General features: G+C 74.4%; 8 protein-coding genes. 5 read left to right on the top strand and 3 right to left on the bottom strand.

Annotated features, from left to right (window positions below; translation table 11 throughout):
- Both cofG and AC5LUJ_RS15600 read right to left on the bottom strand, forming a co-directional pair.
- Positions 1–1,650: 7,8-didemethyl-8-hydroxy-5-deazariboflavin synthase CofG (gene cofG, locus AC5LUJ_RS15605; RefSeq protein WP_493465169.1), on the bottom strand; the 1,650-nt coding region annotated here is incomplete at its 3' end.
- A 153-nt stretch (positions 1,651–1,803) separates the two neighbouring features.
- Complete coding sequence (locus tag AC5LUJ_RS15600; protein ID WP_250285635.1) at positions 1,804–2,055, bottom strand: hypothetical protein; 252 nt, start codon at positions 2,053–2,055, stop codon at positions 1,804–1,806.
- A gap of 268 nt (positions 2,056–2,323) precedes the next feature.
- Here AC5LUJ_RS15600 and AC5LUJ_RS15595 point away from each other — a divergent pair, with 268 nt between their 5' ends.
- The 4 genes from AC5LUJ_RS15595 (at position 2,324) to AC5LUJ_RS15580 (ending at position 6,580) form a co-directional block, all read left to right on the top strand.
- Positions 2,324–2,935, top strand: coding sequence for a TetR/AcrR family transcriptional regulator (locus tag AC5LUJ_RS15595; RefSeq protein WP_250285636.1), 612 nt, complete (start codon positions 2,324–2,326; stop codon positions 2,933–2,935).
- A 208-nt stretch (positions 2,936–3,143) separates the two neighbouring features.
- Positions 3,144–4,262 carry a 2-phospho-L-lactate transferase gene (cofD, locus tag AC5LUJ_RS15590; RefSeq protein WP_250285637.1) on the top strand — a complete coding sequence of 373 codons (1,119 nt, stop codon included), beginning with the start codon at positions 3,144–3,146 and terminating at the stop codon, positions 4,260–4,262.
- A complete protein-coding gene (locus AC5LUJ_RS15585; protein ID WP_250285638.1) occupies positions 4,255–5,568 on the top strand; it encodes a coenzyme F420-0:L-glutamate ligase in 1,314 nt (437 codons plus the stop codon). The genes cofD and AC5LUJ_RS15585 overlap by 8 nt, the downstream gene beginning before the upstream one ends.
- A gap of 184 nt (positions 5,569–5,752) precedes the next feature.
- Positions 5,753–6,580: a thioredoxin-like domain-containing protein gene (locus tag AC5LUJ_RS15580; protein WP_250285639.1), complete on the top strand. Its 828-nt coding sequence runs from the start codon at positions 5,753–5,755 to the stop codon at positions 6,578–6,580.
- 226 nt (positions 6,581–6,806) lie between these two features.
- Here AC5LUJ_RS15580 and manB read toward each other — a convergent pair whose 3' ends face one another.
- Positions 6,807–7,880, bottom strand: a complete 1,074-nt coding sequence (gene manB, locus AC5LUJ_RS15575) for a mannose-1-phosphate guanylyltransferase (protein WP_250285640.1) — start codon at positions 7,878–7,880, stop codon at positions 6,807–6,809.
- A 155-nt stretch (positions 7,881–8,035) separates the two neighbouring features.
- On the opposite strand from manB, the gene AC5LUJ_RS15570 reads away from it, so the two are divergent.
- Positions 8,036–10,861: NAD-glutamate dehydrogenase domain-containing protein (locus AC5LUJ_RS15570; RefSeq protein ID WP_493465168.1), on the top strand; the 2,826-nt coding region annotated here is incomplete at its 3' end.

The following is a 10,861-nucleotide window of genomic DNA, read 5'->3' as shown; positions in this document are numbered from 1 at the left end:
TGGCGCGGCAGTGCCTCCCGGCACGGCCTCGGCCGGATCGCCCGGCACGGCGTCGCCCGGCACGGCGCGGGCGCCTGTGCCGATCACTCCGTCCGCGCCGGTGCCCGCGGCGCTGACCTGGGCGCGCAGGACGTCCCAGTCGCCGTAGACCGAGGCGAAGTCCGCCCGCCGGTCGCCGCGGCGGCCGGCGACGTCGATGGCCGCCTGCAGGTCGACCCGGCCGCTGTCGGCGAGCCCGCCGTCCGGCTCCTGCCAGGGGCGGCCCACGGCGGCCGCCCCCGCGCGCAGCAGGCCGTCCGGTCCGCTCAGCGCGGCCACGTGCGGGCGCAGCCTGGGGTCCAGCCATGGCTCGTCCAGGTAGGGCGGGTAGGCGGTCAGCCGGGGCCGCAGTGTGAAGCCGGCCGCCGCGGTGACCGCGGTCAGGGCCGCCAGCGCCGGCCAGGGGCGTTCCGGGTTGACGTGGTCCGGAGTCACCGGTGACACCCCGCCCCAGTCGTCGATGCCGGCGGCCAGCAGCAGCGCGCACTCGTCCGGGTCGACCAGGTTCGGCGGCGCCTGCAGCCGCGGGGACGGGCCGAGCACCAGCCGGGCGACGGCGGCCGCCGCGGCGAGCTCCTCGGCGCCGACGTCGGGCGCGTCCCGCATCGCCGTGTCGTCCTTGGCCCGGAAGTTCTGGACGATCACCTCCTGGATGCCGCCGTAGCGGCGGGCCACCGCCCTGATCGCGAACAGCGTCTCGGCGCGCTCCAGGTAGGTCTCGCCGATACCGAGCAGCAGGCCGGTGGTGAACGGCACCGACAGCCGGCCGGCGTCCTCCAGCACCCGCAGCCGGCGGGCCGGCTCCTTGTCGGGCGAGCCGTAGTGCGGGCCGCCCGGGGTGGACCACAGCCGGGTAGCGGTCGTCTCCAGCATCATGCCCATGGACGGCGCGACCGGCTTGAGCCGGGCCAGCTCCTGCCAGGACAGCACCCCGGGGTTCAGGTGCGGCAGCAGCCCGGTCTCCTCCAGGACGGCGATGGCCGCCGCCCGCAGGTAGCCGAGGGTGGAGTCGTAGCCGTGGCTGTCCAGCCACTGGCGCGCCGCCGGCCAGCGCTCCTCCGGACGATCACCCAGGGTGAACAGCGCCTCCGCGCAGCCCGCCGCCGCGCCTTCGCGGGCGATCCCGATGACCTCGTCCAGGCTCAGGTAGGGCGCGGGCAGCCGGTGCGGGACGGTCGCGAACGTGCAGTAGTGGCACCTGTCCCGGCACAGCCGGGACAGGGGGATGAACACCTTCGGCGAATAGGTGATGACGCCCGGGCGCCCGGCCGAGCGCAGGCCGGCGTCGCGGACCCGCGCCGCCGACGCGGACAGGTCGACGAGATCGTCCCCGCGGGCGGTCATCAGCACAGCCGCCTCCACCGCGTCGAGCGGCACGCCGTCGCGGGCCCGGCGCAGCGCGCGCCGCAGCGCCGAGCCCGTGGGCGCCAGGCCGGCTCCGGCGCCGGTGGCTGCTCGGTCACGCGGCCCGCGGCCCGGCCGGGCGGCCGGCCGTACCGGCCGCGCGGCCTCCTGTCCGGCCTCCTGTCCGGCCTTCCGCGTCACCGGCGGTGTGGCGTCGCTGTCCGTACTCCGGGACGGGCCCTGCGCGGGCTCCCGCGATCTCGTCATCTACCCATCCGAATCCCAGCGATCAGATACCGGGCGAGGCCCTCAGTGGCACGATCATGTTCTTCGCGCCGTCGGCGGCCATCGCATCCGGACGCGTCCGGGTACCTCTACCGGACGTGTCCGGGTCAGCAGGTGGTGCCAGCGTGGCGTCAGTCAGGTGGTGATGGCGCGCAGCCGGCCGGCGACACCAAGAATGTTGTATGTCCGGGTACGGACGACGAGCCGGTCACAGCGCCGGGCCCCGAAGTCGTCCGGCGGCGCCGGGGACCTGCCCGCGTTACGGCGTACCTGCGAACGGGTGGCGGCCTCGACCTGTGGATGGCGCGCGTCGGCCAGCGCCCGGGCCAGCGTCGCCGTGAGGACGTCGAGGCTGTGACGCATCACGAGCGGCTTCGGCTGGGACATGAATCGTCCTTTCTGTTACCGCACCGCATGTCGGTGGCACATCCAGTCTCCCCACGCTCTCTAAGCAGAATCAAGAGATACGGCGCATCCAATACGATCCGCCATCTTTTCAAGATCACAACTTGGCGTGACGGAGCGGACCGGACAAATGGCGACCTTGACGGGTGGATACACCGATAACGGGCGACAACCGTTGACATCCATCACGTGCCATCGCCGCGGGGACCTTCCGCACACCGATGGCAGCGCCGGTCGTTAGGCTGATCAGGTGCCGCGTAACCGTCAGGAGGTCCCACGCGAGGAGCGAATAGACGCGCTGTTGGCCATTGCCGAACAGCAGTTCCTCGCCCGCGGCTTCGCCGCCACCTCCGTCGCTGAAATCGCCCGGGCCGCGGGCATCGAGCCGGGCTCCGTCTACTGGTATTTCCGGTCGAAGGACCACGCCTTCGCCGCCGTCCTCAACCGGTTGCTCGACGGTGAGGTCGACCGCATCGACGCGCTCGACGGCGATCCGGCGCAGAAGCTGTTCGCGGCCCTGGATTCGGTCGAGCGCCGGCGTTCCCTGCATCCCTGTGTGGCCGAACGCGCGCCGCACTCCCCGATGGTGATGGAGTACCACGAACGGCTGCGCTCCTGGCTGCACGACCTGGCGCTGGCCACGGTCGCCGACCATGTCGACGCAACGGAACAGGACATCGCCGCGGACACGGTCGTGGCCACCATCGAGGGCGGGCTGGCCGATCCCGCTCCTACCCGGCCGACCAGCAGCCTGGTGCGCTACCTGCTGGCCGCGTTCACCACCCACCACCGCGCGGCCGAGGCCGGCACCTCTCCACCGCCCACCACCCCACCGTCCCGGCCGACGAGCCCGCGGCCATAGGTTTTTGCCGGTCTCCGCGAGTTCTCGCGGTCCGGTTCCCGCGCTCCGGGCACCTGTCCGGGCCTGGCAGCCGCGAGGAGCCGGCGGCCCTGGGACGCGGCCCGCGGTGCCCGCGGCGGCCGGCCCGGCCGTCACCGGTGACGGCATGCGGATAGGGTCGAACGGTGACACAGTCACGGGGCGTGAGTGCGCGGGACGTGAGGGCGCGGTGAGGATCACAGCGCTCGCGGGCGGCATCGGGGGATCCCGTTTCCTGCTCGGTGTGCGGGCCGCGTTGCCCGACGCCGACATCACGGTGATCGGCAACACCGGTGACGACATCACCCTGCACGGCCTGCGCATCTGTCCCGACCTCGACACGGTCATGTACACCCTCGGCGGGGGGATCTCCACCGAACGGGGCTGGGGCCGGGAGGCGGAGACGTTCACCGTGGCCGAGGAACTGGCGGCCTACGGCGTCGGCCCGGCCTGGTTCGGGCTCGGTGACCGCGACCTCGCCACCCACCTCGTCCGCACGCGGATGCTCGACGCCGGCTACTCGCTCACCGACGTGACCGCGGCGCTGTGCCGGCGGTGGCAGCCGGGGCTGCGCCTGCTGCCGATGAGTGACGACCGGGTCGAGACGCACGTGGTCGTCGATACCGACCAGGGGCGGCGGGCCGTGCACTTCCAGGAGTGGTGGCTGGGGATGCGCGCCGCCACCCCGGCCCAGGAGATCATCTCGCTCGGGGCCGAGCGGGCGCGGCCGGCGCCGGGGGTGCTCGACGCGCTCGCGGACGCCGACGTCGTGCTGCTCCCACCGTCGAACCCGGTGGTGTCCATCGGGTCGATCCTCGCCGTGCCCGGGCTGCGGGCGGCGCTGGCCGCGACACCCGCGCCCGTCATCGGAGTGTCCCCGATCATCGGTGGGGCCCCGGTGCGCGGCATGGCGGACGCCTGCCTGCGCGCGATCGGCGTGGCCACCACCGCGGCCGCGGTCGGCGCCCACTACGGCGCCCGCCGTACCCCCGCCACGGGTGAGGGTGGCGGCGAGGCCGGCACCGGCGAGACCATCGATGGCACGGCCGGCAGCGACGCGATCGGTGGGGCCAGTGGTGCTGGGGCTGGCAGCCATGGGGCCGGCGGTGCTGGGGCTGGCAGCCATGGGGCCGGCGGTGGCACGGCCGGCGCCGATACCGGCGGGATTCTCGACGGCTGGCTGGTCGACACCGCCGACACCGGCGCGCAGGTGCCCGGCGTCACGGTGAAGGCCAGGCCGCTGCTGATGACGGACATCGACGCGACCATCGGGATCGTCCGCGCGGCCCTGGAGCTTGCCGGTGTCTGAATCACTGTCCGTCACCGCCGTCACGGGAATCGGCGAGATACGCGCCGGCGACGACCTCGCCGCGATCATCGCGACCGCGTTCGCCGCTCAGAATGTCACGTTACGCGATGGCGACATCCTCGTCGTCACCTCAAAGATCATTTCAAAGGCCGAGGGACGGCTGGTCCCCGCGGGCGGCGACCGGGAGGCCACGCGGCTGGCCGCCATCGAAGCCGAGACCGTCCGCGAGGTCGCCGCCCGGGGGCCGACCCGCATCGTCGAGACCCGGCACGGTTTCGTACTCGCGGGCGCCGGGGTGGACGCGTCCAACGTCCGCAAGGACGAGATCGCCCTGCTGCCGCTCGACCCGGACGCGAGCGCGCGGGCCCTGGTCGACGGCCTGCGGGCCCGCCTGGGCGTGTCCGTGGGCGTCGTCGTCAGCGACACCGCCGGCCGGCCGTGGCGGGCCGGCCTGACCGACCACGCGATCGGTGTCGCGGGGCTGGCCGCGCTGCGCAGCCACATCGGCGACGTCGACCCGTACGGCAACGAGCTGGGCATGACCGAGATCGCCGAGGCGGACGAGCTGGCCGCCGCGGCTGACCTGGTCAAACGGAAGCTTTCCGGGGCGCCGGTGGCGCTCGTGCGCGGTTTCCGCGCGCTCACCGACGACGGTCGCGGGGCCCGGGCGCTGGTCCGCCCGGCGGCGGAGGACATGTTCCGGCTCGGCACCGCCGAGGCCCGGCGCTCGGCGGTCACCGCCCGGCGGACGGTCCGCGAGTTCAGCGACGCGCCCGTGGACCCGCGGGCGCTCCAGCGCGCCTTCGCCGCCGCCGTGACCGCCCCGGCCCCGCACCACACGACCCCGTGGCGGTTCGTGGTCGTCACCGATGCCCGCGACGAGCTGCTGGCGCGGATGGCCGAGGCGTGGGCGGCGGACCTGCGCGCGGACGGCTTCGGCCCGGCCGCGGTCACCCGCCGGCTGGGGCGGGGCGACGTCCTGCGCCGGGCGCCCGTCCTGGTCGTGCCCTGCCTGGTCACCGACGGCGCCCACGGCTATCCCGACCGCCGGCGGGCCGCCGCCGAGGAGCGGATGTTCCTGGTCGCGATGGGGGCCGGCGTGCAGAACATGCTGGTCAGCCTGGCCGCGGAGGGCCTGGGGTCGTGCTGGGTGTCGAGCACCCTGTTCTGCCCGGACGTGGTCCGCGAGGTGCTGCGCCTGCCGGCGGACTGGCAGCCGATGGGCGCGGTGGGGGCCGGCCACCCGGCACGCCCGCCCGAGCCGCGCCCGCCGCGGGACGTCACGCCGTTCGTCGTCACCAGATGACCCGGGCCGCGCGGCCCGGGCCGCCGGGCGGACAGACGGGCGGACGGGCGGGCCAGGTGACCGGGACCGCACCCCGTGACCTGGCTCCCGTGACCTGGCTCCCGTGACCTGGCTCCCGTGACCGGGACCTCGTGGCCAGGACGGGGTACAGCGTGATATTCGGACCTTCGTAGGATGGTGCGCCGTGGGTAAGAAGAGCGCGGAACGCAACGCACGGCTGGAGGCGCTCCGGCGCGAACAACGGCGCCAGGAGCGGCGCCGTTCCTGGCTGATCTACGGTTCCGCCGGTGTCGTCCTGCTCGCGGTGCTGGCCGGCATCATCATCTACGCCGTGCTCGACAACAGGTCGAAGAACGAGACCCACAAGGTCGGCTATGTCGCGGCGGCGAGCAAGGCCGCGGCGGCGGCCGGGTGCACCGGAGTCGTCAACGACGCGCCGCGCGGCAACACCCATGTCGCGGCGAACGAGACCGTCAGCTACGACGCGGCCCCGCCGTCGTCCGGCAACCATGACGCCGACCCGCTGCCGGACGCCTACCGCTTCTACGAGCGCATCCCGCAACTGCGGATCGAGCGCGCCGTGCACAATCTCGAACACGGCTTCGTCATCGGCTGGTACGACCCGAAGCTCGCCGACGACCAGGTCACGGCGCTGCGTGCCGCTGCCGAGAACGCCGGGAACCGGTTCATCGCGGTGCCCTGGGAGCGCGGCGACTTCCCCGGGGACAAGCACTTCGTCCTCACCGCCTGGGACCGCACCCAGCGATGCGCGACCGTCTCCGAGGCCGCCATCAAGGAGTTCGTGTCCACCCACGCCAACCCGAATGCCGCCGGCGCGACCTGGGACTCCCCCACCGCGGCCGAGTCGGGTGCCGCCGGCGGCACCCTCAACCTCAGCCCGACGATCGCGGGCACGGTGGCCGCACTGACCGCGGGCGCGGCTCCCGCACCGGGCGGGGCGGCCCCCGCTCCGGGGACGTCCGCCGCGCCCGGTCCCGCGGTGCCGCGCTGAGCGCTCCGGACAGGGCCCGGGGCACCCTGAAGCGGGGTCCCCGGGCAGGCATCCGGGGCACGCTGGGCGGCCCCCTCAGGGCGGGATTCGGGGCGCCGCGGGCAGGGCACGGACGGGCAGGGCACGGGTGGACGCCGCCGGCCGGCCCGCCCCGGCCGGTCGGGCACGGCCGGTCAGGCACGGCCAGTCGGGCGCGGCCGGTCAGGCACGCTCAGTCAGACGCCGGTCAGACACGGTCGGAGCTGAAGCGGATCGCGCCCGCGGTCAGCACCGCGTCGGGGAAGACGCGGGCGCCGGCCCGCAGCTCGTTGCCGGCCCCGATCCGCGCGCGGTCACCGATGACCACCCCGTCCAGCGACACCCTGTTCCCGACGACCGCGCCGGCACCCACCACCGAGGTGCGCACGGTCGCACCCTCGCCGATCACCGCCCCGTCGAAGAGCACCGCGCCGTCGACGGTGGCGCCGGCACCCACCGTCGCGCCGGCACCCACCACCGTGCCCCCGCCGATCTTGGCGTCGACGGCGACGGCGGCGCCCGGCAGCGCCAGCCAGTCACCCACCGGCCCCGGCAGCGCCGAGGAGGCGATCCGCCCGGTCACCAGGTCCCGGGAGCCCCGGATGAACGCGTCGGGCGTGCCCAGGTCCAGCCAGTAGGTGCTGTCGATGTAGCCGACCACCAGGAGGCCGGCGTCCAGCAGCCCGGGGAAGGTCTCCCGCTCGACCGAGACCGGGCGTCCCACCGGAATGCTGTCGATCACCGACCGGCGGAACACATAACAGCCCGCGTTGATCCGGTTGGTCGGCGGGTCGGGCGTCTTCTCCAGGAACTGGGTGACCCGGCCGTCGGCGTCGGTGGGGACGACACCGAACGCCCGCGGGTCGTCGACCTCGGTCAGGTGCAGGGTGACGGCCGCGCCGGCCTGGCGGTGACGCCGCACCAGCGCGGCGATGTCCAGCCCGGAGAGGATGTCACCGTTGAAGACGACCACCGGGTCGTCCGGGCCGCCGCGCAGCCTCGACGCGACGTTGCGGATCCCGCCGCCGGTCCCCAGCGGCTCGGCCTCGGTGACGTACTCCAGCTCCAGCCCGTGGGCGGCGCCGTCCCCGAAGTACTCCTCGAACACCTCGGCCCGGTACGAGGTCGCGAGGACGACCCGGGTGATCCCCGCGTCCCGGGCGCGGGCGAGCATATGGGCGGTCACCGGCACCCCGGCGACCGGGAGCATCGGTTTCGGTGCCGACATCGTCAACGGGCGCAGCCGGCTGCCCTGCCCACCGACCAGCATCACAGCGTCCATGGCGGGTCAGTTTCGCAGAGGCGGCACCGCCTGGTGCACGATGTTCGCGTATTTCGGTGACGTCGCGTCGCGGACACCGGAGCGCAAGGAGCGGGTCAGCCGGCCGCGCGGTGTGCCGGAGTGCGCTGCCCGGCATTTCTGGCGATGCTGAAAGGGTGGTACGCCCGTCTGATCGCAGCTACCGGCTCCTCCACGACGGCACCCTGTCGGGCGCCGAGACCGCCCTGGCCGGGCTGGCCCAGGGCGGGGAGCCGGGCTTCGCCGCCGCCCGCACCGACGACGGGACCGCCACGCTGGCGGTGTGGCTCGCCTGGCAGGCGCACGAGCCGCCGATCGCCGACGTGATACCGGTGCTGGCCAACCTGGGCCTGCGCGCGCGGACCCACCGCTGCCTGCCGAGCCGTCCGGGCCCGGACGGGGGCATGGCCAGCCTGGACGAGTACCACATGATCGTCTCCCCGGAGCTGGCGGAGGCGGCGCTGAAGCAGATGGACGGGCTGCGCGACGTCCTGGGCGGTCTCGCGCTCGGGGACGTCGACAGCGACAGCCTGGACTCGCTGGTGCTCACCGCCGGGCTCACCGCCCGTGAGGTGCGGCTGCTGCGGGCGCTGTTCCGTTACCTGCGCCTGGCCGGGACGTCGCTGGGTGGGCGCTACGCCCACCGCGTCCTGACCGCCCACCCGTCCTACGCGCACGACCTGGTGGCGCTCTTCCACGCCCGGATGGATCCGTTGCGGGCGGACCCGGACAACGCCGAACGGCTGCACGCCGCGCTGGAGGACGCGCTCGGGTGGGTGACGGGCATCAACGACGACACGGTCCTGCGCCGGCTGCGCGACGTCGTCCTCGCGGTCGTCCGGACGACGTTCTACGCAGCCCCCGGCTCGGCGCCCGGATCGGCGCCGGATCGGATCCAGATCCAGCGGCCGCTGCCCGACCGGGCGGCGGGAGCCGGCCGAGCACCCTCCGAGCGTGCCGAGCGGACGGTCCACGCCGGCTACGGCCAGGGGTACGAGGGCCGCGGGGACGAGGTGGGCGGCGGCGGGGACGCGCTGGCCTTCAAGCTCGCCCCGGCCGGGCTGCCGTGGCTGCCCCGGCCGCGGCCGGAGGCCGAGATCTTCGTCAGCTCCCCCCGGTTCGACGCGGTGCACCTGCGCGGCACCCTGCTGGCCCGCGGCGGCATCCGCTGGTCCGACCGTCAGGAGGACCTGCGGACCGAGATCCTCGGCCTGCTGAAGGCCCAGCGGGTCAAGAACGCCGTCATCGTGCCGGACGGGGCCAAGGGCGGGTTCGTGCTGCGCCGTCCACCGGCGGAGCCCGGGGAGCTCGCCCGGCTGGCCGAGGCCTGCTACACGCGGTTCATGGAGGCGCTGCTGGCCCTTGTCGACAACCGGGCCGACGGCGAGACGCACCGCCGGGCGGGGATGGTCTGCCACGACGGGCCCGACAGCTACCTGGTCGTCGCCGCCGACAAGGGCACGGCCCGCTTCTCCGACCTGGCCAACCAGGTGGCGGCGACGAACGGCTACTGGCTCGGCGACGCGTTCGCCTCCGGTGGCCGCAGCGGGTACGACCACAAGGCGCTGGGCATCACCGCCCGCGGCGTGTGGGAGTCGGTGCGCCGGCACTTCGCCGAGCTCGGTGTCGACGCCGACCGCGAGCCCCTGACCGTCGTCGGCATCGGTGACATGTCCGGGGACGTCTTCGGCAACGGGATGCTGCTCTCCCGTCATCTGCGGCTGGTGGCCGCCTTCGACCACCGGCACATCTTCCTCGACCCCGACCCCGACCCGGCCCGGTCGTTCACCGAACGCCGGCGGCTGGCGTCGCTCCCGTCGAGCGGCTGGGACGACTACGACCGCGGCGCCCTGTCGGCCGGCGGGGGCGTCTTCCCGCTGTCGTCCAAGCGGATCGAGCTGACCGAGCCGGTCCGGGAGCTGCTCGGTGTCGGCGACGACACGCTGCCCGCCGACGCCCTGGTCCGGGCGATCCTGCGCGCGCCGGTCGACCTGCTGTGGAACGGCGGCGTGGGCACCTGGGTGAAGGCCAGCGGGCAGGAGCACGCCTCGGTCGGGGACAAGGCCCGCGACGGGATGCGGGTCGACGCCCGGCAGCTGCGCTGCCGGGTCGTGGCCGAGGGCGGCAACCTCGGCCTCACCGACGCCGCCCGGATCGAGTTCGCCCTGCGCGGCGGGCGCTGCAACACCGACTTCGTGGACAACTCCGGCGGCGTCGACTGCTCCGACCGCGAGGTCAACATCAAGATCGGCCTTGAGCTGGCGATCGGGACGGGCGCGATCGACCGGGCCGAACGCGAGAAGCTGCTGGCCGCCGCCACCGGCGGCGTCGTGCGGGCGGTCCTGGTCGACTGCGCCCGCCAGGCCCTGGCGCTGAGCGCGGCGGAACGCCACGTCGTGACCGCGGCGGACGGGCTGACGAGGTTCGTCGAGCACCTGGTCGACACCGGCGAGCTCGACCTGGGCGTCGAGACCCTGCCGGACGCCGAGGAGCTGACCACCCGGGTCGCCGCGGGCCGCACCTACACCCGGCCGGAGATCGCGATCCTGCACGCTTACGCGAAACGGACGGTGACCCGCGCGCTGCTGGACTCGCCGCTGCCCGACGACCCGGCGCTCGAGCCCGTCCTGGACGCCTACCTGCCGGCGTCCCTGCGGCCGGTGCTGCGCGAGCACTTCGGCCGTCACCCGCTGCGCCGGGAGATCGTCGCGTCCCGGCTCGCCAACTCGATCATCGACCGGGTCGGGGCCGGGTTCCTGCACCGCCTGCGGGAGCTGACCGGTGCGGACACGGTCCAGTGCGCCCGCGCGTTCGTCGTCACCGGCAGCCTGCTCGGCCTGACCGACATCTGGGACGCCCTCGACAGACACTGCCTCGGCGAGGGCCCCGGGGGCGGCTCCGCCGGCAGCGCCGGGGGAAGCACCGGCGCTCCCGGCGCCGAAGACGCCGGCACGGACGCCGGC

The organism is Protofrankia sp. CiP1_Cm_nod3, assembly GCF_982290655.1.
Note: the sequence above shows the minus strand (reverse complement) of the source record. Positions and strands in the feature narration are given on the sequence as shown.

Excerpts from the sequence above, each read along its gene's own strand:
- AC5LUJ_RS15600 (WP_250285635.1), bottom strand. The coding sequence starts at position 2,055 with ATGTCCCAGCCGAAGCCGCTCGTGATGCGTCACAGCCTCGACGTCCTC.
- manB (WP_250285640.1), bottom strand. The coding sequence starts at position 7,880 with ATGGACGCTGTGATGCTGGTCGGTGGGCAGGGCAGCCGGCTGCGCCCG.